The organism is Lysobacter enzymogenes (genome assembly GCF_023617245.1).
GTDB lineage: Bacteria > Pseudomonadota > Gammaproteobacteria > Xanthomonadales > Xanthomonadaceae > Lysobacter > Lysobacter yananisis.
Map to the genome: position 1 here is coordinate 188017 of NZ_CP067396.1, position 22601 is coordinate 210617.

At 70.7% G+C, this 22601-nt stretch carries 18 protein-coding genes; 9 read left to right on the forward strand and 9 right to left on the reverse strand.

The window, feature by feature from the left end; all coding sequences use genetic code 11:
* Positions 1–2: 2 nt before the first annotated feature.
* The 5 genes from JHW41_RS00795 to JHW41_RS00815 form a co-directional block, all read right to left on the reverse strand.
* Complete coding sequence (locus tag JHW41_RS00795) at positions 3–1214, reverse strand: EAL domain-containing response regulator (protein ID WP_250448697.1); 1212 nt, start codon at positions 1212–1214, stop codon at positions 3–5.
* 282 nt (positions 1215–1496) lie between these two features.
* Positions 1497–2135 carry a hypothetical protein gene (locus tag JHW41_RS00800; protein WP_078998813.1) on the reverse strand — a complete coding sequence of 213 codons (639 nt, stop codon included), beginning with the start codon at positions 2133–2135 and terminating at the stop codon, positions 1497–1499.
* 229 nt (positions 2136–2364) lie between these two features.
* The gene (locus JHW41_RS00805) at positions 2365–4806 is read right to left on the reverse strand and encodes a family 20 glycosylhydrolase (protein ID WP_250448698.1); all 2442 of its coding nucleotides are present in this window, start codon (positions 4804–4806) and stop codon (positions 2365–2367) included.
* A gap of 192 nt (positions 4807–4998) precedes the next feature.
* The gene (locus JHW41_RS00810; RefSeq protein WP_057949597.1) at positions 4999–7608 is read right to left on the reverse strand and encodes a TonB-dependent receptor; all 2610 of its coding nucleotides are present in this window, start codon (positions 7606–7608) and stop codon (positions 4999–5001) included.
* A gap of 274 nt (positions 7609–7882) precedes the next feature.
* Positions 7883–8935: a glucokinase gene (locus tag JHW41_RS00815; protein ID WP_250448699.1), complete on the reverse strand. Its 1053-nt coding sequence runs from the start codon at positions 8933–8935 to the stop codon at positions 7883–7885.
* A gap of 434 nt (positions 8936–9369) precedes the next feature.
* Here JHW41_RS00815 and JHW41_RS00820 point away from each other — a divergent pair, with 434 nt between their 5' ends.
* The 8 genes from JHW41_RS00820 to JHW41_RS00850 all read left to right on the forward strand — a co-directional run bounded on the left by JHW41_RS00820 (position 9370) and on the right by JHW41_RS00850 (position 17293).
* Positions 9370–10689, forward strand: a complete 1320-nt coding sequence (locus JHW41_RS00820; RefSeq protein WP_057949595.1) for a sugar MFS transporter — start codon at positions 9370–9372, stop codon at positions 10687–10689.
* 92 nt (positions 10690–10781) lie between these two features.
* Positions 10782–10832, forward strand: coding sequence for a DUF6053 domain-containing protein (locus tag JHW41_RS26135; RefSeq protein ID WP_428995607.1), 51 nt, complete (start codon positions 10782–10784; stop codon positions 10830–10832).
* 138 nt (positions 10833–10970) lie between these two features.
* Positions 10971–11777, forward strand: a complete 807-nt coding sequence (locus JHW41_RS00825; protein WP_250448700.1) for a lysophospholipid acyltransferase family protein — start codon at positions 10971–10973, stop codon at positions 11775–11777.
* 10 nt (positions 11778–11787) lie between these two features.
* The gene (locus JHW41_RS00830) at positions 11788–12777 is read left to right on the forward strand and encodes a YheT family hydrolase (RefSeq protein WP_138885598.1); all 990 of its coding nucleotides are present in this window, start codon (positions 11788–11790) and stop codon (positions 12775–12777) included.
* A 306-nt stretch (positions 12778–13083) separates the two neighbouring features.
* The gene (locus JHW41_RS00835) at positions 13084–15156 is read left to right on the forward strand and encodes a tetratricopeptide repeat protein (RefSeq protein ID WP_250448701.1); all 2073 of its coding nucleotides are present in this window, start codon (positions 13084–13086) and stop codon (positions 15154–15156) included.
* A 244-nt stretch (positions 15157–15400) separates the two neighbouring features.
* Positions 15401–16027, forward strand: a complete 627-nt coding sequence (locus tag JHW41_RS00840; protein ID WP_250448702.1) for a YbhB/YbcL family Raf kinase inhibitor-like protein — start codon at positions 15401–15403, stop codon at positions 16025–16027.
* Positions 16024–16785 (forward strand): SDR family oxidoreductase, encoded by a 762-nt coding sequence (locus tag JHW41_RS00845; protein WP_250448703.1) that lies wholly within the window; start codon positions 16024–16026, stop codon positions 16783–16785. Before JHW41_RS00840 ends, JHW41_RS00845 begins: the two co-directional genes overlap by 4 nt.
* A 16-nt stretch (positions 16786–16801) precedes the next feature.
* Complete coding sequence (locus JHW41_RS00850) at positions 16802–17293, forward strand: RDD family protein (protein WP_250448704.1); 492 nt, start codon at positions 16802–16804, stop codon at positions 17291–17293.
* A gap of 82 nt (positions 17294–17375) precedes the next feature.
* Here the strand turns inward: JHW41_RS00850 and JHW41_RS00855 are convergent, their stop codons facing one another.
* From JHW41_RS00855 to JHW41_RS00870, 4 genes are all read right to left on the reverse strand, one after another.
* The gene (locus tag JHW41_RS00855) at positions 17376–18233 is read right to left on the reverse strand and encodes an META and DUF4377 domain-containing protein (protein ID WP_250448705.1); all 858 of its coding nucleotides are present in this window, start codon (positions 18231–18233) and stop codon (positions 17376–17378) included.
* Positions 18234–18323: 90 nt separating this feature from the next.
* A complete protein-coding gene (locus JHW41_RS00860; RefSeq protein ID WP_250448706.1) occupies positions 18324–19256 on the reverse strand; it encodes a hypothetical protein in 933 nt (310 codons plus the stop codon).
* Positions 19257–19408: 152 nt separating this feature from the next.
* Entirely contained in the window at positions 19409–19978 is a 570-nt protein-coding gene (locus JHW41_RS00865; protein WP_250448707.1) for a DUF2750 domain-containing protein, read from the reverse strand.
* 10 nt (positions 19979–19988) lie between these two features.
* A complete protein-coding gene (locus tag JHW41_RS00870) occupies positions 19989–20795 on the reverse strand; it encodes an undecaprenyl-diphosphate phosphatase (protein ID WP_078997041.1) in 807 nt (268 codons plus the stop codon).
* Between the two features lie 294 nt (positions 20796–21089).
* On the opposite strand from JHW41_RS00870, the gene glnA reads away from it, so the two are divergent.
* Positions 21090–22499 (forward strand): type I glutamate--ammonia ligase, encoded by a 1410-nt coding sequence (gene glnA, locus JHW41_RS00875; protein WP_057949585.1) that lies wholly within the window; start codon positions 21090–21092, stop codon positions 22497–22499.
* Positions 22500–22601: the final 102 nt, after the last annotated feature.

Here is a 22601-nt window from a genome sequence, read left to right on the forward strand (position 1 = left end):
GCTCAGTGCTCCGGCCGGCGCCAGCGGCCGAGCGCGGCGCGCAATTCGGGGCCGGGCACGGCGTCGCCGATCAGCCGCCCCTGCGCGGTCGCGCAGCCCAGTTCGGCCAGCATCTGCCAGTCCTCGACCGTCTCCACGCCTTCGGCCACCACGCCCAGGCCGAGCTTGCGCGCCAGGTCCAGGCTGGCCTCGACCACCGCGCGCTTGCGCGGCTGGTGGCTGGCGCCGGCGACGAATTCCTGATCGATCTTCAGCTCGGTGAACGGCACCTGCGAGAGTTGCGACAGCGACGACCAGCCGGTGCCGAAGTCGTCGATCGACAAGCCGAAGCCCTTCAGCCGCAGCCGCGCCAAAACCGCCAGGCCGCGCGCGGCGTCGGCCATCAGCGAGCTTTCGGTCAGCTCCAGCACGACCTCGCCCGCGGCCACGCCGGCCTCGCGCACGATGCGCTGGTAGCGGTCGGCGGCGCCGGCGTCGTCGAGCGCGGATGCGGAGACGTTGACCGACAGCCTCAGGCGCAGGCCCTCGCGGTCCCAGCCGCGCTTGTAGCGGCAGGCCTGGGCGAGCATGCGTTGGGTGAGTTCGTCGAGCAGGTCCTGGGCGTCCAGCAGCGGCACGAAATACTGCGGCAGGATCACCCGGCCGTCGTCGCGGCGCCAGCGCGCCAACGCTTCCACGCCGACGGCGCGGCCGTTGCCCAGTTCCACCTGCAACTGGAACCAGGGTTCGATGGCGCCCGATTCCAGGGCTTCGCGGGCTTGCGCTTCGGTGATTTCGAGGGGAGCGGGGGGTTCTTCGCAGGCCTTGGTTTGGCGCAGGGCGGTCAGGGCATTCGAAAGTTTGGCTTTGGTCAGCGGCTTGGCCACCGCCTCCAGCACGCGCAACCCGCTGACCCGGGCCATGGTCTGCACGGTGTGCAGCAGCGCCGGGTCGAGCGCGCTGACCACCAGCACCGCGCGCGCCAGTTGCTCGTGGGCGAGGTGGTCGATGAATTCGATGCCGTCCATGCCGGGCATGTCCAGATCGACCAGGACCAGATCGATGGGGTGGGGACCGGACCGCGCCTCGCGTTCGCGCAGGATGCGCAGCGCGCTGGCGCCGTCGGCGGCTTCCAGCACCGGCGCGATGCCCAGTTCGCCCAGCAGGCGCAGGGCCATGCGGCGCTGGAAGCCGTGATCTTCGACCACCAGGACGCTGAGAGCCGACTTCGACATCCGATCCTCGGCTGCATGCGCAGCGACAGACCGGACCCGGCAGCGGGCTCGGCCGCGAACGGCCGAACTGTAGCCGTGTACGGGAGTGAACGGGAAGCGTGGCGACGAACGGTCGGAGCGGTTGCGATGGGTATCGCGCGCGCGTTGTGATGCGGGTGCGCGCGGGCCCGCTACGGGCGGGTCGGCCCGGCTCGCGAACTCGATGAACGGCGCGATGCGCGCCTGCGGCCGGGTCGCGCCCGGCGCCGCGTGCGGAGCCGGACTCACGCGCTTAGCGCGCGCTCAGGGCCAGGCCGGCGGATTGGCCGCCCAGGCCTTCTGCACTTCGACCAGGGTCGCGCGATCGGACTCGCGCCAGTTCGGCAGCAGCTCGGCGTAGCGCGAGGCGTTGCGCCACTGGTCCGGCTCGGTGCGCACCGCCGCGGCGTACCACTGCAGCGCTTCGTCCTTGCGGCCCAGCGACCACAGCACGACGGCGTAGGTCGGCGGCATCCAGCTCGCGCTGACGCCGCGCGCGTTGTGCAGGGTCACGAAGATCTTCAGCGCGTCTTCGCCGGCGCCGGCGTGGTAGAGGTCCCAGGCGTAGTTCCAGTGGATCGCGCGCCATTGCGCGCTGCCGCTGTCGATCTCGTGCAGGGCGCGGCCGTACAGCTGGCGACCCAACTCGGTGCGCCCGGCCTCCATCGCCAAGTGCGCCAATTGCGCGGCCTCGGCCGGCGCGCGCGGCTTGCGTTCGAGGATCTTGGCCAGCCGGTCCATCGCCGCCTCGCCGGTTTCGCGCACCGCGATCACCGGCCGCGCGGTCTGCGCGTCGGCGTCGAAATAGAACTCGTTGGGCTTGGGCAGGCTTTGCGCGCCGGCCGCGCCGGAGGCCAGGGCCGCGGCGAGTGCCGAAGCCAGCAGCAGATTGCGGATGAACATGAACGTGAATCCCCCCTTTGGGCGGCTACATGCTAACCGCTCAATGCACGTTTCCATGAACATCGGCACATAATTTTCTTTCCCGGATGTGGCGAAGCGCATGGCAGCGTGCGTCTGAAACGCGTAACTGCCACTGACGACACGTCCGTGACACATACGCCGGCGCAGGGGACGGCCGCGTACGGACGTCCCCCAGCACCGCTATGCAGCGCGGCGGCGCCGCGCGATATCACGGCGCGGGGCGCAGGCTCACCCGATCCAGCGCCCACAGCGGATCGTGCTTGCCGCTGGCGAACACGAAGCACAGGTCGTGGCTGCCGGACAGCTTCGGCAGCGGCGCCTCCAGCACGGTCAGGCCGTCGCTGGCGAGGGCCGGCTGCAGCGGCAGGCGCGCGATCGGCGCGCTCTTGCAGTCGTTCAGGCGCACTTCCAGCGCCGCATCGGGTTGCGCCTTGCGGGTGACGATCTGATCGGTGTCGTGCCACAGCTGGAAGTTGTAGGGCACCTGCCCGACCGTGGCGCGCAGCGTGGCCACGCCGTCGAGCTTGGCGCCGGGGTAGATCCAGCACGGGTCGATCAGGTTCGCCGTCAGCGCCGCGCGCGCGCCGTCGCCGTCGTCGCCCACGCGGCCGTCGCGCGTTGCATCGTCCTCCAGGCGCAGGTTGTAGCCCTCGCGGCACGCCTTGAGCCGGGCGCTGCCGCGTTCGCTGAGGTCGGCCGCGGTCTTGGCCTGCAAGCGCCGCGGCGCGGACAGCGCATGGCCGTCGAAGAACGCGGTGGCGACCAGGTCCAGCGGCAGCGCCGCCTGCAGCGGCTGCGAATACACCGGCGAGGACGCGTCGGGTTCGCCGCCGTCGGTGCGGTAGCGGATCTCGCCGAAGCCGGTCTGGGTGGACAGCGTCACCTGCGCGCCGCCGGCGCCGGGCTCGGCCTTGAAGTCCACCGCATAGGCGGCGTCGCTGAAACCGACCTTGAGCGCCTTGTAGCGCTCCAGTTGCGACACCAGCCGGCGCTGGAAGTCGTTCCAGTCGCGGCCCTGCGCCGGCGACCACACCACCTCGGCCAGCGCGTCCAGGCGCGGGTGCAGCGCCCGCTGCACCTGTTCGAAGCTGCGCTTGTGCTCGGTCCACAGATTGCCCTGCGCGCCGATCACGTGCGCGGCCTGTTGCGCGTCCATGCCGGGCGGGGTCATCGGGAATTCGTAGAACGCGCGCAGGCCGGCGACCGGGAAGCGGCCGCTGGGTTCGTCGTCGCGATCGCTCTGGGCGTAGTCCAGGTACAGCTTGCGATCGGGCGCGAGGATCACGTCGTGGCCCTTGCGTGTGGCCTCCAGCGCGCCGGCGTCGCCGCGCCAGGACATCACCGTGGCGCTGGCCGGCAGCGTGCCGCCTTCCAGGATCTCGTCCCAGCCGACCAGCACGCGGCCGCGCGTCTGCAGGTGCGCGCCGATGCGGCCGACGAACCAGCTCTGCAGCGCCGCTTCGTCCTTCAGCCCCAGCGACTTGATCTTGGCGCGCACCGTCGGCGAGAGCTGCCACTGGTCCTTGGCCGCCTCGTCGCCGCCGATGTGGATGTACTTCGACGGGAACAGCGCGACCACTTCGTCGAGGACATCGCTCAGGAATACGAAAGTCTCGTCCTGCGGATTGAACAGATAGGTGTGCACGCCCCAGTCCGACGATACCGCCGGCGCCTGCTTGAGCACGTCGCCGACGCCGAGCGCCGGGTAGGCGGCGATGGCCGCCTGCGCATGGCCGGGCATTTCGATTTCCGGCACCACGTTGATGTGGCGCGCGGCGGCGTAGGCGACCACGTCGCGGATCTGTTCCTGGGTGTAGAAACCGCAGTACCGCACGGTCTTGCCCTGCGCGTCGCGGCCGTTGGCGCCGGCGCGCACGCGGCAGCCGCCGACCTCGGTCAGGCGCGGGTACTTCTTGATCTCGATGCGCCAGCCCTGGTCGTCGGTGAGGTGCCAGTGGAAAGTGTTGAGCTTCAGCAGCGCCATCTGGTCGAGCACCGCCTTGACCTCTTCGACGCTGCGGAAATGACGCGCGACATCGAGCATCAGCCCGCGCCAGCGATACGCCGGCGCGTCCTCGATGCGCTGCGCGGCGATCGCGGTCGCGCCCTGGGCGCCGTCGGCGCTGGCCAGCTGCCACAGGCTCACCGCGCCGTAGAACAGGCCGGCCTCGCTGCGCGCGCTGATCTTGGCGCCGTCCTGGCCGATGTCGAGCACATAGGCTTCCTCGCCGATCGGCAGCTTCGGGTCCAGCGCCAGTTCGACCGCGCCCTTGGCGTCGCCGCCGCGGTCTTGCAGCTTCGGCGCGAAGCCGCGCACGGCCAGCACGCGCTGGGCGAAGAACTCGCCGACGCGGCGCGCGCCGGGCTGGTCGGCGGCGACCGCGACAGCGGTCTGCGGGCCGAACGCGAACGCGCCCTGGCCCGGCACGAACTTGGCCGGGCGCGGCAGGATCGCACTGGGATGGGCGGCACTGGGATGGGCGGCGCGCGGTTGCGCGGCCGGCGCCGCGGGCGCGGCTTGCGTCGCGGCGGCGGGTTCGCCGGCGGGCTTGCGCTCGCAGGCGGTCGTCGCCAGCACCAGGGCGCAGGCAAGGCCGGCGTGGACGAAAGCGGTGCGGACGGGCGGGGCGACGAGGGAGCGGGGCTTCATCGTGGACGGACTCCGGAGCGAGGCGTTCGGCCGCACACCATGCCGCAGGCGCGCCGACCGGGGTTGTGTGTTTGCGCGTTCGCGCGATGGGCCACGCGAACGGCGAGGTTTCGGCGACGCCAAAAAAACGACAAGCCCGGCACGCGAATGCCGGGCTTGTCGGGTCGAGCGATCGATCGCCTTGCCGGCCGATCAGAACTTGAAGCGGAACGACGCCATGAAGCGGCGCCCGGTGTGGAAGCTCTGGGCGACCAGTTCTTCGCGGCCGAGGTACTGCTTGTACTCCGAGTCGAGCAGGTTCATGCCTTCCAGCGCGACCGTCAGGCGGTCGTCGATGTTCCAGGCCACGCTCGCGCCGAGCTCGGCGTAGTCGTCCACGCTCGCCGGCGGCGCGCCGGCCACGTAGCCGCCGGCCAGGTAGTCGCTGCGCCAGTTGTAGCTGACCCGGGCGGAGAACGGACCGCGCTCGTAGTACGGGCTGATCGCCACCGCATCGCGCGACTGGTACGGCAGGTCGGTGCCGTTGGCGCCTTCGCCGTCGGCGTAGGTGTAGTTCGCGGTCAGGCCGAAGCCGGTGTCGCCGAACGGCTGCTGGTAGCTGACGGTGAAGCCCTTGACCTTGCCCTTGCCGGCGTTGAGCGGGCGGATGATGCTGTAGTCGCAGAAGCCGTCGGCGGTGCAGCCGTTGGTGCCGACGATGCGCGACTGGTAGAACGCCGGCGCGGTGGTCGCGTTGGAGTTGAACTGGCGCTCGATCCGGCCTTCGCTGGTGATGTAGTTGTCGATGTCCTTGTAGAACACCGACGCCGCCAGCACCGACTGCTCGGCGAAGTACCACTCGGCCGACAGGCTGTAGTTGGTCGACTCGTACGCGTCGAGGTCGGCGCTGCCGCCGCTGCCGGTGAAGGTGCTGTCGTTGAGGAAGGTGTTGCCCACCAGCTGGTTGTACGGCGCCCAGGCCACGACCTTGGCCGCGCCGAAGCGCAGCAGCACGTCGGCGCCGGTGTCGTAGACCACGTTCAACGACGGCAGCACGAAGTCTTCCTTCTTCGAGCTGCGCACGCGCTTGGAGTCGAGGTCGGTCAGGGTCGGGGTGCCGCCGTAGGCGAAGCCCTCGCCGTCGGTCTTGGACTCGACGTAGCGCACGCCGATGTTGCCGCGGAAGCCGCCGCTGGCGAAGTCGGCCTGGACGTAGGCGGCGGTGTTGGTCTGCTCGATGTTGAAGGTGTTGTTGAGGAAGCTGGCCGGGTCCGGCGTCAGCGCGCCGCGGTAGCGGTTGACGTAGTCGATCACGTTCTGGCGGCCGACTTGCACATGGCGGCCCGAACCGGGATTGAGGTCGCGCAGGCTGACCGGGTTGATCGTGCCGACGGTGACCAGGTCCGCGACCGGCAGGCCGACGTAGACGTTCTGGCGATAGTCTTCCTCGTGCTTGCCGCGGCGCGCGCCGAAGCTGAGGTTGTTGAGCACGCTGTCGAAGCGGACGTTGAAATCGACCTGGCCGTAGGTGTCCTTGGTCTCGGTGTCGATGACGCCGTAGTTGCCCATGAAGCCGTCGCCGGCCCAGTTGGCCGGATTGCTGGCGGCGGCCGGGTTGTCGAAGGTCAGGCCGCGCTTGAGGTCGAAGCTGTAGCCGCCGGTGTAGACCGGTTCGATGAACCACTGCTCCAGCGAGTTCTCCGACTTGCTGTGGCCGACCTGGCCCGACACGCCCCAGGTGTCGGTCTGGTACTTGCCGGTCAGGTCGATGCCTTTGGTCTCGGGCTCGGACGCGCGCACGTTGTTGTCGTAGAACACCGGGTTGGCGTTGCTGTGGCCGCCGGTGGCGACGTTGCCGCTGGTGCTCAGCCGGTCGACCGCGCCGGGACGCTGGGTCAGGAAGTTGTAGAACGACTGGTTGTAGTTGTCGAAGCTCTCGCGGATGAACAAGCCGCTGAGGTTGAACTCCAGCTCCTCGCTCGGCTTGAACTGCAGGTTGAGGTTGGCGCTGTTGCGCTCGCGCGTCTGCTGGAACCAGGCGGCGTTGACGAAGTTGGGCACGTCGATGCCCGCGGCCGCGCCGGTCTGGTTCGGGAACGCGCTGGCCTTCTGGTAGCCGAACACTTCCACGCCCTGGCGGTCGACGGTTTCTTCGTAGTGCTGCGCGGCGAAGTTGACGCCGAAGGTCTCTTCGGGGTTCTTCCAGCTGTACATGAACGAGCCGCTGGGACGGGTGTCGCCGCCCTGGTCGTTGTAGTTGAAGCTCAGCGAGCCGGCGATGGAGTTGGCGTCCATGTCCAGCGGCTTGCGCGTGTGCATCAGCACGGTGCCGCCGAGGCTGCCCTCGGTCAGGCGCGCTTCGGAGGACTTGATGACTTCCAGCCGGCCGAGGATTTCCGGCGCCAGCAGGGTGTAGTCGAAGCCGCGGTTGGGCTGCTCGCCGTACAGCCAGATCGACTGCGCCACCGGGTGGCCGTCGAGGAAGCTGAGGTTGAGGCTGGGGTCGGTGCCGTCGATGCTGACGCGTTCGCCCTGGCCGAAGCGGCGGTCCAGGACCACGCCGGGAATCTGCGACATGGCTTCGGCGACGTTGGTGTTGGCGAACTTGCCGATGTCCTCGGCGGTGATCGCCTCCGACACGGTGACGTTGGCCCGCTTGGTGTCGAGCGACTTCTCCAGGCTGGCGCGGATGCCGGTGACCACGACCGCGTCGAGGTCCTTGGCCTGCGACGCGGCCGGTGCGTCCTGGGCCATCGCCGCGGCCGAAGCCATGCTCAGTGCCACGACGATGCTGGCGGACAAAAGGGTCTTGCGCGCTTTCATTACTGTTCCTCCCTCGGGCGGTGATGGCTCGGCGATCGTCCGGTGGCCGGTTCGTCGTCGAGTCCGGTTGTCTTTGTGCGTGCGGTGGTCGGTGCGGTGCTGCTGCGGCCGGTCGCGGCGATGCCGCCCGTGGACCGGTGCCGGTGCTGCGGTGAGCCGTGCTGCGGTATTGCCGCCTTCGGTGCCGGGGGCCGCGAGCCTGCGGCGGCCTTGCGCCTGGAGCGGGTGCTGCCTGCGCCGCGCGGCGCGTGCGCGCCGCGCGACGGTGGTGCGGTTACGCGATGGGACGGGCCGCGTCGCCGTGGGCGTCGCGGGCGTGTTCCAGGTACCAGCTGGCCGCGCCGATCACGCCCAGGCGCTCGTTCTCGATCAGCCGCACCGGCACGGTCTCCAGCACCGGCCGCATCACGCCCTTGTCGAGCATGCGCGCGTGGAACGGGCTGTCGGGCACGAAGTCCTTGAGCTGCGGCAGGATGCCGCCGGCGATGAACACCGACTTGGCGCCGCTGATGACCACCAGGTCGCCGATCACGCTGCCGAGCAGGGCGCAGAAGGTCAGCACCGCTTCGCGCGCGATCGCGTCGCCGCGGCGCGCGGCTTCGGTGATCGCCGCCGGCGCGCGCAGCGCCGGCTCGACCTCGGCCAGCGTGCACAGCGAGTCGTACAGGTTCACCAGCCCGGGGCCGGAGACGAAATGTTCGGTCTTGACGTAGTCGTGGCCGCGTTGCTGGACCAGCCGCAGCATCTCGACCTCGCGCGCGTTGCCCGGCGCGAAGGCGGTGTGGCCGGCTTCGGTCGGCAGCACCACGGTGCCGCGGCCGTGGGGAATGCGGATCGCCGCGCCCAGGCCGGTGCCCGGGCCGATCACCAGCACCGGGCCGGGCGCGGCATCGCGCACGCCCGGGGTGAGCAGGGTCGAATCGTCCGGCGCCATGCACTGGGCGGCGTTGGCGTTGGCCTGGAAATCGTTGATGAACAGCACTTCGCGCAAGCCCAGCTCGGCGCGCAGTTCCGACAGCGAGATCGGCCACGGCAGGTTGGAATTGACCACGCGGTCTTCCAGCACCACACCGGCGCAGGCGATCACCACGCGCTCGACGCCGATGCCGTTGCCGGCGGTGAATTCGGCCAGGAACGCGCTGAGGATCGGCGCCAGGCTCGGGTAGTCGGCGCACACGTACTTGCGGTGGGCGAGCACGGCGACGGTGTCGCCGCCCTGGCCCGGACGCACCAGCCCGACCCGGGTGTGGGTGCCGCCGACGTCGGCGGCGATGAAGCTGCCGGCCTCGGCCGAAGCGGCCGGGCTCAGTCGCGGCGCCGCGCTCATGCGCGCACCCGCGTCCGCGCGGCGTCGCTGCGGCCGTTCATGCGGCGCGAGCGCCCGTGTTGCGGCCGCTGCGGCTGCGATTGCCCGGTTTCCGACGACCCGTCCCACTGCATGCGCCCTCCACGGCTGCCCTTGAGCGTTCCCCTTGGCGGCGCCGAGACTGCACCCGCTTTGACAACGTTGTCAACAAGACTCCGCAAAACCGTCATGCACGGGCGCAAACCGTGCCTGCGACCGCGCTTTTATTGATGCGCCGCAACATGCCGGCGCGCGCCGGAGATCACGTTCTGGCGCGGGTTTCGGCCGAATCGGGCGGTCCCGGTTGGCAGGACGCGTGCACTTGTGACAACGTTGGGCCAACGCTTGTCGTGCCGGTCAACCGGAGCAAGGCGCACGCGGCGGGCGTCTCCCGCCTGCCCTGGGAGGGGAGTCTCATGTCGGTTGCAAACGCCAGCGCGCCGCCGCGCTATCTCATGTCGATCGGGATCATCGGCGCGTTGTTCTTCGTATTCGGCTTCGTCACCTGGCTCAACGGCCCGCTGATCGGTTTCGCCCAGCTCGCCTTCGACCTGGACGAGGTCGGCGCCTTCCTGGTGCCGATGGCCTTCTACTTGTCGTACTTCTTCCTGGCCCTGCCGGCCTCGTCGATCCTGCGCTTCACCGGGATGAAGCGCGGCATGGCCCTGGGCCTGCTGGTGATGGCGATCGGCGCGGCGGTGTTCGGCGAGTTCACCACCCAGCGCTGGTACCCCGGCGCGCTCGGCGGCCTGTTCGTGATCGGCGCGGGCCTGGCGGTGCTGCAGACCGCGGTCAATCCCTACATCAGCATCCTCGGCCCGATCGAGGGCGCGGCGCAGCGCATCGCGGTGATGGGCATCTGCAACAAGATCGCCGGCATCCTCGCGCCGATCGTGCTCGGCACCCTGGTGCTGCACGGCATGGGCGACCTCGCCGAGCAGGTCAAGGGCGCCGATCCGGCGACCAAGGAGCAGCTGTTGAACCAGTTCGCGTCCAGCATCCACGGCCCGTATCTGCTGATGGCCGGCGTGCTCGCCGTGCTCGCGGTCGGCGTGCTGTTCTCGCCGCTGCCGGAACTGCGCGGCGAAGAGGTCAACAAGAGCGGCGCCGACAACGGCGGCGCCGGCCGCGGCCTGTTCGGCTATCCGCACCTGTGGCTCGGCGCGCTGTGCATCTTCGTCTACGTCGGCGTGGAGGTGATGGCCGGCGACGCCATCGGCACCTACGGCCACAGCTTCGGCCTGCCGCTGGACAAGACCAAGTTCTTCACCTCCTTCACCCTTGGCGGCATGTTGCTCGGCTACATCGTCGGCCTGATCGTGATCCCGCGCTTCATCTCGCAGGAGCGCTACCTGTCGTGGTCGGCGGTGCTGGGCGTGCTGTTGAGCATCGGCGCGTTCGCCACCCACGGCTATGTGTCGGTGCTGTTCGTGGCCGCGCTGGGCTTCGCCAACGCGATGATGTGGCCGGCGATCTTCCCGCTCGGCATCCGCGGCCTGGGCCGCCACACCGAGACCGGCTCGGCGATCATGGTCATGGGCATCGCCGGCGGCGCGGTGGTGCCGCAGCTGTACGCGGTGCTGAAGCAGCACTTCGACTTCCAGGCGGTGTTCCTGGCGCTGATGGTGCCGTGCTACCTGTACATCCTGTTCTTCGCCAAGGTCGGGCATAAGGTCGGCCAGCGCGAGTCCGGCGGCGCCGGCGCCGCGGCGCGGCCCGCGGTCGAGGCGAACTGAACGTCGCCCGGGCCCCGCGCAGGCGGGGCCCGCTGGGTCGAACGGCTGAACTGCTGTGGGCGGGCCTTCAGGTCCGCCGCGGCTTCGCTCCCGTGGGAGGGCCTTCAGGCCCGACGCTTTCCGCTCAGGTCGCTGCGATCTGAAATCAGAGCATCGGGCCTGAAGGCCTTCCCACCTCGATCCGGTCGAAATTTCAACGCCGCCGCGCCCGGCTTCGCCGGACGCGGCGTTCCGCCAAATGACGCTGGCCGCTGCGGCGGCGCTTCGGTATCGTGCACGCAATGAATGCGCCGCCTCCCCACGCCGGCGCGGTCGCGCCCACCGGGGCGTCGGCCGCGCGTGCGCTGCGTTACCTGGTCCGTACGCCCTTGCTGCTGTGGCACGTGTTCGTCCACCTGCCGCTGGTGCTGCTGCTGATCACCCTGCCGACCGCCCGCATCCCCTGGGGCGACGTCCCGCTGGAACACCGCGTGATCCGGGCCTGGTCGGCCGGGCTGATGCGCGTGTTCGGCTTCCGCCTGCGCCGGATCGGCACGCCGCTGCCGGGCGCGGCGCTGTTCGTCGCCAACCACGTCAGCTGGGTCGACATCGAGATCCTGCACAGCCAGCGCATGATGGGCTTCGTCGCCAAGCGCGAGATCGCCGGTTGGCCGGTGGTCGGCTGGCTGGCCGCGCGCGGCCACACCATCTTCCATTCGCGCGGCAGCACCGAGTCGCTCGGCGGCGTGCTGCACGAGATGCTCGCGCGCCTGCGCGCGGGCCGTTCGGTCGGCGTGTTCCCCGAAGGCGGCACCCGCGGCGGGCGCGAGATCGGCCCGTTCCACGCGCGCATCTTCATGGCCGCGGTCGAGGCCGGCGTGCCGGTGCAGCCGGTGGCGCTGCGCTACGGCGAGCGCGGCGACGCCCAGGCCGTGGTCGCGTTCCAGGGCCGCGAGAGCTTCTTCGCCAACTTCCTGCGCCTGCTCGGCGAGCCAGGGCGGCTGGCGGAAGTGCATTTCCTCGCCCCGATCGGCCCGGGCGAAGCCGACGGCCGCCGCCGCATCGCCGAACTGGCGCGGCAGCGCATCGTCGAGGCGATGGCGAGCTGAGGCGGCGATGCTGACCGCCGCCGACTACGCGCCCCCGCGCTGGCTGCGCAACGCCCATGTGCAGTCGGTGCTCGGCTCCAGCCCGCTGCGCCGGCGCACCGCCGAACAACGCCTGGCCGCGGCCGGCGCGCGCACCGAGATCCACCTGCTGGAAACCGCCGGCGGCGTGCGCCTGCAGGGCTTGCACAGCGCGGTGCCGGGCGTGCGCCCGCACGGGCTGGTGCTGCTGCTGCACGGCTGGGAAGGCAGCGCCGAGTCCAACTACATGCGCCTGACCGCGGCGCAGTTGCTCGGTCGCGGCTTCGAGGTGTTCCGGCTCAACTTCCGCGACCACGGCGACACCCACCACCTCAACGAAGGCCTGTTCCACTCCAACCGGCTCGAGGAAGTGGTGCAGGCCGCGCAGGAAGTGGCGCGGCGCTTCCCGCTGCGGCCGCTGTCGGTGGCCGGCTACTCGCTCGGCGGCAACTTCGCCTTGCGCCTGGCGCTGCGCGCCAGCGAGATCGGCCTGCCGCTGGCGCACGCGGTCGCGGTGTGCCCGGTGCTGGACCCGGCGCGGACCATGGATTCGATGGAAACCGGCCTGCCGATGTACCTGTGGTACTTCGAGCGCAAGTGGCGCGATTCGCTGGCGCGCAAGCGCGACCTGTTCCCGTCCGTGCACGACTTCGACGACCGCACCCTGGGCCTGCGCATGCGTCCGCTGACCCAGTGGATGGTCGAGCGGCACACCGATTTCGGCACCCTGGACCGCTATTTCGAAGGCTATTCCATCGCCGGACCGCGGCTGGCGCGGCTGCAGGTGCCGGCCAGCATCCTGATGGCCGCCGACGATCCGGTGATTCCGCTGGACGCGTTCGGCGAACTGCAATTGCCGCCGCATTCGCGCCTGGAAGTGGCGCCGTGGGGCGGCCATTGCGGGTTCCTGGAGAACGCGCGCCTGGACGGCTTCGCCGAGCGCTGGATCGCCGACCGGCTGGCGGCGCTGGCGGCGGGCTGAGCGCGGTCGTGGCGGCGTCCGCCGCGGTCGCCGCTCCCGCAGCCGCAAACGAAGCCGCCCGGAGCCCCTGTAGGAGCGGCGCAAGCCGCGACCGCGCCCCCCGCCCGCCGGCGCCCGTCGCCCATGGCGCCGCGCCCTGCCGTGCCTGAGCCGAATTCGAGCGCGCGCCCGCGTCGCCCGCCCGCGCCGCGCCGGCCCCACGATCCAGTCCGCGCCCGCCCGCCGCCGCCGGACTCGGCAAAGCCGCGCAACCCGGCCCGCGCGCCTACAATCCCCACCTCACTTATCCAGCGCGAATCAGGTCACATGTACGAATCCATCCTCGACGCCCTGCGCCGCGGCGCGGCGGCGGAGGCGATCGCCGCCGCCGAACAGCTCGCCGGCGAGCACCCCAACGACGCCACCGCGCACCGCCTGCACGCCGCCGCGCTGCGCCTGGGCGGCGAGCGCGACGCCGCGGTGGCCGCGCTCGACCGCGCCATCGGCCTGGCGCCGGAGGAAGCGCAGCTGCACCTGGAGCGCGCCGGCGCGCTGCTCGACGGCCGCCAGCTCGACGAGGCCCAGGCCGCCCTGGCCCGGGCGATCGGCCTGGACCCGAACCAGTTCCCCGCCTACATCGTCAAGGCGCAGCTGGCGCTGCTGCGCGGCGACCTCGACGAGGCCGAGCGCCTGGGCCGCACCGCCGCGCGCATCGCCCCGGAGCATCCGCGCGTGGGCGCGGTGGTCGGCATGCTGGCGCTGCGCCGCGGCGACGCCGAGCGCGCCCTGGCCGTGCTCAGCCAGGCCGCCGCGGTCGCGCCGGACGATCCGCAGGTGCTGCACGCGCTGGGGTTCGCCTACCTGGCCAAGGATCATCTCGCGTTCGCCGAACAGTGCTTCGCGCGCCTGGACGAGCTCAATCCCGCCCAGCCCACGCTGCAGTTGCTGATCGCCGACCTGCTGCGCCGCCAGTCGCGCTTCCAGGAAGCGGCCGAGCGCATCGCGCCGCTGGCCGACCGCGACGGCGCCGATTTCGGCGTGCGCCGCTGGGCCGCCGAACTCGAACTCGACGCCGGCCGCAACGAGCGCGCGCTGCAGCTCGCCCAGGCGCTGTTCGCCGAACACCCCGACGATCCGCGCACGCTCGACGCCAGCATGGAAGCCTGGCGCCGCGCCGGCGCCTTCGACGCCGCGCGCGAAGCGCTGGAGACCGCATTGGCCGCGCACGCGCAGGCGCCGCACCTGTGGCGCGCGCGGCTGGCGCTGGAGCCGTTCGCCGACGATTCGGCGTTGGCGGTGATCGAACGCTGGCGCGAGGCCATGCCCGAGCACCTGGCCGCGCTGGAAGCGCGCGCCGCCGTGCACGACCACCGCGGCGAGCACGAGCAGGCCGAGGCCATCGCCCAGCGCATCGTCGAGCTGAGCCCGGGCGACACCAACGCCGAGATGCGCATCGTCCACGGCCTGACCGAGCGCGATCCCGACGCCGCCGCCGAGCGCATCGAGCGCCTGATCGGCATGGCCGCGGACCCGGCGGTGAAGCGCGAGCTGCGCCAGCTGCTCGGCCAGACCCTCGACGTGGCCGGCCAGCCCGAGGCCGCGGCCGCGACCTGGGCCGAACTGCACGCCGAAGCCGCCGACCAGCGCCTGCCGCTGAATCCGATCAGCCGCCGCGGCGGCTCGGATTGGCCGGCGCTGGCGCCGATTCCCGAGAACGGCCGCGGCATCCTGATGCTGTGGGGCGCGCCGGGTTCGCGGGTGGAGCGCATCGCCAACGTGCTCAACGCCGCCGGCGCGCCGCTGCTGGTCGACCGTTTCGGCGCGCAGCCGCCGACCGACCCGATGCAGCGCTACGGCACGGTCGAGGAACTGCTCGGCGGCAGCCTCGATCCGGCGTTCCTGGTCAAGCTCTACCGCGCCGCGCTGCCCGCGCGCGGCGCCGCCGAAGGCCCGGTGTTCGACTGGCTGCTGTGGTGGGACAACGCCCTGCTGCGCGCGCTGCGTCCGTACCTGCCCGAGGCGTTCCTGCTGATCCCGATCCGCGACCCGCGCGACATGCTGCTGGATTGGCTCGCCTACGGCAGCCCGACGCCGTACGCGCTGAGCGCGCCGGACGATGCCGCGCGCTGGCTGGCGCAGAGCCTGGAGCAGGTCGCCGAGCTGCACGAGGGCGACCTGTTCCCGCACCGGCTGGTGCGCCTGGACGAGACCGGCGAAGACCCGGCCGCGATCGCCCAGTTGCTCGCCGATACCCTGCGCGTGAACCTGCAGCTGCCCGCCGGAATCCGCCTGCGTCCGCGCATGGCCGACGGCCGCTGGCGCGAGTACCAGGGCGCGCTGGGCGAGGCCTTCGCCGCGCTCGCCCCGGTCGCGCGCCGGCTCGGTTATCCCGAGCGCTGAGGCGCGCGCCGCCGCCGATGCGCGGCGGCGGTCGCGGTCGCCGTCATGCGCCGGTGCGATCATGGGCCGTTGCGTCCGCGCGGCGGCGCCGCACCGTCGCCGGCGTGAGCCGTTTCGAGCGACCATCGCCGCCGTGCGGCAGCGTTTCGAAGAAAGCATCGTTTCCGCCAGCACCGGCACCCGCGCGTGGTTCCGCCCGCCGCGCGAGGTGCGACGAGAACCCGACTCGCCCCAGGAGTTCGCCATGCAGATCCGCAGCAACAGCTTCCAGCATCGCCAGCGCCTGGCGGCCGAATTCGCCGCCGGCCAGGCCACCGCCGACGGCTTCGGCTTCGCCGCCAACCGCAATCCGCACCTGGCCTGGGACGACGTGCCCGCCGGTACGCGCTCGTTCGCGCTGATCTGCATCGACCCGGACGTGCCGACCGTGGCCGAGATGGTCGGCCGCGCCGACGTGCGCATTCCCGAACACCAGGTGCGCGGCGACTTCATCCACTGGGTCATGGCCGACATCCCCGCCGACGTGCGCGAGATCGCCGCCGGCAGCTGCAGCGACGGTGTGGTCGCGCACGGCAAGCGCGATCCGGCCGGCCCGCGCGGCGCGCGCCAGGGCCTGAACGACTACACCGGCTGGTTCGCGTCCGATCCGGCCATGGCCGGCGACTGGTACGGCTACGACGGCCCGTTCCCGCCGCCCAACGATTTGCGCCTGCACCGTTATTTCTTCCGCCTGTACGCCCTCGACGTCGAGCGCCTGCCGCTGGCGCCGCGCTTCGGCGCCGGCGACGTGTTCAATGCGATGCACGGGCACGTGCTCGCGCAGGCCTCGATCTACGGCACGTATTCGCTCAATCCGGCGGTGAAGGGGTGAGCCAGCGCGTCGCCTTGGTCAGCGGCGCCAGCCGCGGCATCGGCGCGGCGGTCGCGCGCGAGCTGTCGGCGGCGGGCTGCGCGGTGGCGCTGGTGGCGCGTTCGGGCGAGGCCCTGGCCGCGCTGGCCGCGCAACTGCCGGGCCCGGCGCTGGCGTTGCCGGCCGACCTGTCCGAGCCCGACGCCGCCGCGCGCGCGGTCGCGGCCGCGCACAAGCGCTTCGGCCGCCTCGACGTGCTGGTCAACAACGCCGGCGCGACCCCGCGCGGCGATTTCCTCGCCTTCGCCGATGCCGATTGGGACGCCGGCTTCGCGCTGAAGTTCTTCGGCGCGGTGCGGCTGTGCCGCGCGGCGTGGCCGGCCCTGGCCGAGAGCGGCGGCGCCATCGTCAATATCGCCGGCATCGGCGGGCGCACCGGCAGCGCCGAATTCGCCATCGGCGGCGCGGTCAACGCCGCGCTGCTGAACCTCACCAAATCGCTGGCCGACCGCGGCGTGCGCGACGGCGTGCGGGTCAACGCGGTCAACCCCAGCGCCATCGCCACCGAACGCAACCGGGCGCGGGTCGACGCGCTCGCGCGCGAACGCGGCATCGAACCGGACCAAGCCGCCGCGGAACTGGCTGCAAAACTCGGCATCGCCCGCTTCGGCGCGCCCGAGGAAGTCGCGCGCGTGGTCGCCTTCCTGGCCTCGGACGCGGCCAGCTACATGCAGGGCGCGATCATCGACGTCGACGGCGGCCAGACGCGAACCCTGTGATCCAACGAGCGCAGCCATGAACGAACCGCACGATCCCTACACCGCGCCGCAGGCGCAGATCCGCGCCGAACGCGCCGCGCAACTGGTCGTGGCCGGGCGCATCCAGCGCCTGGTCAACTACTTCATCGACAGCACCGCCTGCGTGGCGCTGATCTTCTGCGGGCTCAGCGTCTACTCGGCGATCGACCCGGGCGTGATCGAAACGCTCAAACAGCCCGACCCCTTGCGCGACCTGGCCATGACCGCGCTGGTGCTGCTGGTCTACTACGTGCCGATGGAAGGCATGTTCGGCGTCACCCTCGGCAAGCTGGTGACCAACACCCGCGTGGTCGACGAACAGGGCCGTCCGCCGAGCTGGGGCCAGGTGCTGGCCCGCACCGTCGCCCGGCTGATCCCGTTCGAGCAGTTCACGATCCTGTTCTCGCCGGCCGCGCGCCCGACCGCATGGCACGACCGCCTGCCCAAGACCCTGGTGGTGCGCGCGCAGCCGACGCCGGCGTCGCGCTGACGCTGCGCGAAAAAAAGCCCGGCCGCGCGAGCGGCCGGGCTTTTCGTTGGCGTTCGAGGCCGCGCCCGTGCGCGAGCTGCGCTTATTTCGCGTTCGGCGCCGGCACCGATTCGCTCTCGACCACCATGTCGAGCACGTAGGCGACCGACGATGCGTCGGCCGGCGGGTTCTTGACGTCGAACTTCTTCACCCGCACCACGTTGCGGATGCCGGCTTCGTGCTGGTAACCCTCGATGTCCTGGTACAGGAAGTGCCACTCGTCGCTGGGCTTGAGCGCGACGCCGTTGGCGTCGTACGCGCGCTCGCGCACCCACAGGCACTGGTGGTTCGGGATCAGCGGGTGCGAGCACTTGCGCAACTGCGAATCCACTTCCAGGAATATCGTGGTGCCGGCGCTGCCGTAGCGGGTTTCCGCGGTCGGCTCGCCGCTGAGGGTGAGCTTGGCGCCGCTGGCGGTGGTCAGCAGCAGGCGCGGGCTCGGCGGCTCGCCTTCGATGACGTAGCGGGCCTTGCCCTTGAGCTGCTCGCTGATGGCGGTGTCCATCTGCATCAGGCGCTGGTCCTGGCAGGCCATCAGCGTGGTGCGGAAATCGCCGATGTCGAGGCGGTCGCCGTCGAGCTTGAAGCCGGCGCCGACGTGGTTGCAGCCGCCGGAGACGCCGAGGTTGTCGCCGACGAAGCTCAGCTTCAGGCCGTACTTGCCTTCGCGCTGCAGCAGCGCGATCGGCTTGCCGGCGGCGTCGACGGCGCTGTCGAGGTTCCAGGTGAAGCCGCGCAGGTTGATGCGCGCGGCCGGCGCGGCGTCGTTCTTGATCGTCGCATCGACCTTGGGCTTGGACATGTCGGCGCCCTTGTCGGCGGAGGTCGAGGGCGCGGCGCAGGCGGCGAGCAGGACGCTGGACAGCGCGGCGGCGAGGAGCAGGGGACGTTGGATTTTCATGGGGCGCAATGATCCGGGGTGAGTCGCGAAAACCAGATGAACGCAGGGCCGCGCGGCGTGGGGTTTTGCGCGTTCAGGCGCGGGTCGGGCTCACGGCGCGGCCGTCGCGGTCGTCGCGGTCGTGAGGCCGTCGCTTTGCGTCCGGGCGATGTCTTCGTAGCGCGACACGTAGTCGACGACGTAGATGCCGACCGAGCACTGCTTGCCGCTCAGGCTGGGGTAGTGGCGCGTCTCCAGCACCTGGTGCTGGTTGTCCTGCATGCGCCGGCCGTCGAAGGCGTGCCGCGGCAGGGTGAACCATTCCGACGCGGGCTGCGGCCCGCCGTTCGCCCAGCGCAGCTTGCGCGCCGATACGCAGTCGGGCCTGGGCGCGTTGAGCGGCCCGCAACCGGTCGAGCACCGCTTCAGTCCCGCGGCGATTTCCAGGTTCACGCGCTCGCCCTTGGCGCCGTAGGCCGCATCCGTGGTCTGCAGGATGAAATGGGTGCCGTCGGCGCCGATCAGATGCAGGCGCTGGGCCGTGCCGCTGCCTTCCAGCCAATGCTCGAACGGCGGCGCGAGGTGAGCGGAGAGCAGTTGGTCCATCGCCAGCGGACGTTCGCTCCAGGTGCCGACCGCGGTCGAGACGAAGCCGCCGCCTTGCTTGCGCAGGCCCGATCGGGTCGGAACGAAGGAGGCGATGCGCGAGCCGTCGACCTGGTAGTACATCGAGATCTCGTTGGCGCCGCCGCTGAAGCTCATGCGGTCCGGGCCGAATTGCAGATAAATCTGATCGAGCGCATCGGCCTGCAGCAACGGCAGCGCGTTGCCGTCGGCGCGCGTGGCCAGTTGCACCTGCCAGCGGTATTCGCGCAGGTCGGCGCTGCTGGCGCTGCGTCGCGGCAGCGGGACGAAGGTCGGGTCCGACGATTCGTCGATGCGGTAGCCGCCCGGCTTGGCGTACACCGCCACGGCGTAGGCGGCGGGCAGCGCGAGGACGACGGCGGCTATGGCGATGCGCAGGGGCGACAGCGACGCGGGCATGGCGATCTCCATATCGGGGCGCACAGCCTGAGGCAGGACGGCGCGCGCCGCGCGCATCGATCTGCGATGGCGCTCGCACTATCGAAGAATCGCCGCGGTTGCGGCGATACGAGCGCGGCCGGCGTCTGTGTTGACGGGCCCCGGCCGCGCGCTCAGTCGCCCTTGGGCTTGGCGAACTTCTGCGCCAGCGCGCGCTGCGCCTGGGCGAGGTCGAGCGCGGCGGGGGCGCCGGCGGAATCGTCGCCGGCATCGCCGTCCGTCTCGTCCGCGTCCGTCGCCGCGTCGGCGTCGGACTCGGCGATCAGCGCATCGAGGTGTTCGAGCAACTGCGCCGGCGCGACCACCGCGCACTGCATCGCCAGATCGGGAAACGCGCCGACACCGACGCCGGCCTCGTCCATCGCCGCGGCGGCGCGCTCGCGCCAGGCGGACAGCTCGCGCGCGGCCGGCGCATAGCCGGCCAAATTCGGCGATTGCGCGCGCGCTTGCGCCAGCGCGGCGCGCGCGGTCGCGGCCGAGGGCCAGGCCGGCAACAGTTCCTGGCCGTCGCCGTCGAACAGGGTCAGCAGGTATTCGCCCGATTCGGCCACCCAGAAGCGGCCGCTGTCGGCGACCGCGGCGAGGAACGCGGCATAGCGTTCGGCGGCGGACAGCGCCTGGTCCTCGAGCAGTTCCTGCTCCAGGCCCGAGGCGTCGGCGTGCGGTGCGTGCGGATCGGACATGGCGGGTTCCTCAGCTGCCGCTCGGCATCAGCCACAGCAGAGCGATGCCGAACACGAGACGGTAGATCGCGAACGCGGTGAAGCGGTGGCTCTGGATGTAGCGCAGCAGCCATTTCACCGCGATGAAGGCGGTCACCGCCGAGGCGACGAAGGCCACCGCCAGCGCGCTCCAGTCTTCCTGCGCGGCGGCCGGGGTGCCGAGCACGCCCATCAGCTCGTAGCCGCTGGCGGCGAACATGGTCGGGATGCCGACCAGGAACGCGAACTCGGTCGCCGCCGCGCGCGAGGTGGTGCCGGCGAGCAGGGCGACGAAGATCGTCGCCGCCGAGCGCGAGGTGCCCGGGAACACGCCGGCCACGACCTGGGCGATGCCGACCAGGGTCGCCACCGTCCAGGTGATGTCGCTGCGCTCGCCGAGCGCGGCGGCGCGCTTGGCGGCGAAATGCTCGGCCGCGATCATCCACACGCCGCCGAGCACCAGCGCCCAGGCGATCGGGGCGACGTGGTCGGGCAGGGTGAAGCCGGCCTTCTTGACCACGATGCCGAGTACGCCGGTGATGCCGAAGGCGAGCCCGAGCTTGAGCAGGTAGTCGAGGTTGTCGCGCTGGGTGAAGCCGACCGCGAGCCCCCACAGGCGCTTCCAATAGATCACCACCACCGCCAGGATCGCGCCGGCCTGGATCGAGATGTTGAACAGGTCCGAGCGCGCGCCGAGCCAGTGCTGGGCGATCAGCAGGTGGCCGGTGCTGGAGATCGGGAGGAATTCGGTGATGCCTTCGATGATGCCGAGGAGCAGGGCGGCTAAGAGGTCGGTCATTGGGGCCGGTGGGGAATGGGAATCGGGAATGGCGCGGCGTCGCGGTCGGGGGAAGCGCCGCCGGCGGGTCAGAATAACGGAAAGGCTTTTGCCCAAATTGGTGCGAAGCGGGTTTGTATTGCACAATATTGGTGCAAAAGCCCGTAGTGCTTAGTCGGTCATCCTTTCGAATCAATCGCTTGCGCCAGCATCGGGCTTGGCACGCGACTTGCTTTGTTACATGCAGGCGCACATGCAGGCGCAGCACGGCCCCGCGTTGTCCGACCCCCCTTTACTCATCCCGGATCCAGGCACATGTCCCTCGAACACGTCGAAAAGCTCATCAAGGACCACAAGGTCGAATTCGTCGATCTGCGCTTCACCGACATGCGTGGCGTGCAGCACCACGTGACCTTCCCCAAGTCGATCGTCGAGCCGGCGCTGTTCGAGGACGGCAAGATGTTCGACGGTTCCTCGATCAGCGGCTGGAAGGGCATCAACGAGTCGGACATGATCCTGCTGCCCGACGCCTCGACCGCGTTCCTGGATCCGTTCACCGCCGATCCGACCCTGGTGCTGACCTGCGACATCCTCGACCCGGCGACCATGCAGGCCTATTCGCGCGATCCGCGCGGCGTCGCCAAGCGCGCCGAGGCCTACCTGAAGTCCAGCGGCGTCGCCGACCAGGCCTTCTTCGGCCCTGAGCCCGAGTTCTTCATCTTCGACTCGGTGCGTTACGCCAACGACATGGGCCACACCTTCTTCCACGTCGATTCGGAAGAAGCCGCGTGGAACTCGGGCAAGGAATACGAAGGCGGCAACAGCGGCTACCGTCCGGGCGTGAAGGGCGGCTATTTCCCGGTCGCCCCGCTCGATTCGCTGCACGACATCCGCGCCGAGATGTGCAAGACGCTGGAGCAGGTCGGCATCGAAGTCGAAGTGCACCACCACGAAGTCGCCAACGCCGGCCAGTGCGAGATCGGCACCAAGTTCAACTCGCTGGTCGCCAAGGCCGACGAGTTGCTGACGATGAAGTACATCATCAAGAACGTCGCCCACCGCAACGGCAAGACCGCGACCTTCATGCCCAAGCCGCTGGTCGGCGACAACGGCAGCGGCATGCACGTGCACCAGTCCTTCGCCAAGGGCGGCGTGAACCTGTTCTCCGGCGACGGCTACGGCGGCCTGTCGCAGATGGCGCTGTGGTACATCGGCGGCGTGTTCAAGCACGCGCGCGCGATCAACGCCTTCACCAACTCGGGCACCAACAGCTACAAGCGCCTGGTGCCGGGCTACGAGGCGCCGGTGATGCTGGCGTACTCGGCGCGCAACCGTTCGGCGAGCTGCCGCATTCCGTACGTGGCCAACCCGAAGGCGCGCCGCATCGAGATGCGCTTCCCCGACCCGATCCAGTCGGGCTACCTGACCTTCGCCGCGCTGATGATGGCCGGCCTGGACGGCATCAAGAACCAGATCGACCCGGGCGCGCCGAGCGACAAGGACCTGTACGACCTGCCGCCGGAAGAGGAGAAGGGCATCCCGACCGTGTGCCATTCGCTCGACCAGGCCCTGGAAGCGCTGGACAAGGACCGCGACTTCCTCAAGGCCGGCGGCGTGTTCACCGACGACTTCATCGACGGCTACATCGCGCTGAAGATGCAGGAAGTGACCAAGTTCCGCGCGGCCACGCATCCGCTGGAATACCAGATGTACTACGCCGTCTGACGGCGCCGCGGCGCGGCCGCATCGAGCGGCCGCGCTGCCTGTCCAACGATCGATGCTCCCAGGGCGGCGGCCTCGCGCCGGCGCCTTCGGGATGTGTTTTGC

Excerpts from the sequence above, each read along its gene's own strand:
- JHW41_RS00835 (WP_250448701.1), top strand. The coding sequence starts at position 13,084 with ATGTACGAATCCATCCTCGACGCCCTGCGCCGCGGCGCGGCGGCGGAG.
- JHW41_RS00805 (WP_250448698.1), bottom strand. The coding sequence starts at position 4,806 with ATGAAGCCCCGCTCCCTCGTCGCCCCGCCCGTCCGCACCGCTTTCGTC.
- JHW41_RS00865 (WP_250448707.1), bottom strand. The coding sequence starts at position 19,978 with ATGTCCGATCCGCACGCACCGCACGCCGACGCCTCGGGCCTGGAGCAG.
- JHW41_RS00800 (WP_078998813.1), bottom strand. The coding sequence starts at position 2,135 with ATGTTCATCCGCAATCTGCTGCTGGCTTCGGCACTCGCCGCGGCCCTG.
- JHW41_RS00840 (WP_250448702.1), top strand. The coding sequence starts at position 15,401 with ATGCAGATCCGCAGCAACAGCTTCCAGCATCGCCAGCGCCTGGCGGCC.
- glnA (WP_057949585.1), top strand. The coding sequence starts at position 21,090 with ATGTCCCTCGAACACGTCGAAAAGCTCATCAAGGACCACAAGGTCGAA.
- JHW41_RS00850 (WP_250448704.1), top strand. The coding sequence starts at position 16,802 with ATGAACGAACCGCACGATCCCTACACCGCGCCGCAGGCGCAGATCCGC.
- JHW41_RS00860 (WP_250448706.1), bottom strand. The coding sequence starts at position 19,256 with ATGCCCGCGTCGCTGTCGCCCCTGCGCATCGCCATAGCCGCCGTCGTC.
- JHW41_RS00870 (WP_078997041.1), bottom strand. The coding sequence starts at position 20,795 with ATGACCGACCTCTTAGCCGCCCTGCTCCTCGGCATCATCGAAGGCATC.
- JHW41_RS00810 (WP_057949597.1), bottom strand. The coding sequence starts at position 7,608 with ATGAAAGCGCGCAAGACCCTTTTGTCCGCCAGCATCGTCGTGGCACTG.
- JHW41_RS00820 (WP_057949595.1), top strand. The coding sequence starts at position 9,370 with ATGTCGGTTGCAAACGCCAGCGCGCCGCCGCGCTATCTCATGTCGATC.
- JHW41_RS00815 (WP_250448699.1), bottom strand. The coding sequence starts at position 8,935 with ATGAGCGCGGCGCCGCGACTGAGCCCGGCCGCTTCGGCCGAGGCCGGC.
- JHW41_RS00855 (WP_250448705.1), bottom strand. The coding sequence starts at position 18,233 with ATGAAAATCCAACGTCCCCTGCTCCTCGCCGCCGCGCTGTCCAGCGTC.
- JHW41_RS00825 (WP_250448700.1), top strand. The coding sequence starts at position 10,971 with ATGAATGCGCCGCCTCCCCACGCCGGCGCGGTCGCGCCCACCGGGGCG.
- JHW41_RS00795 (WP_250448697.1), bottom strand. The coding sequence starts at position 1,214 with ATGTCGAAGTCGGCTCTCAGCGTCCTGGTGGTCGAAGATCACGGCTTC.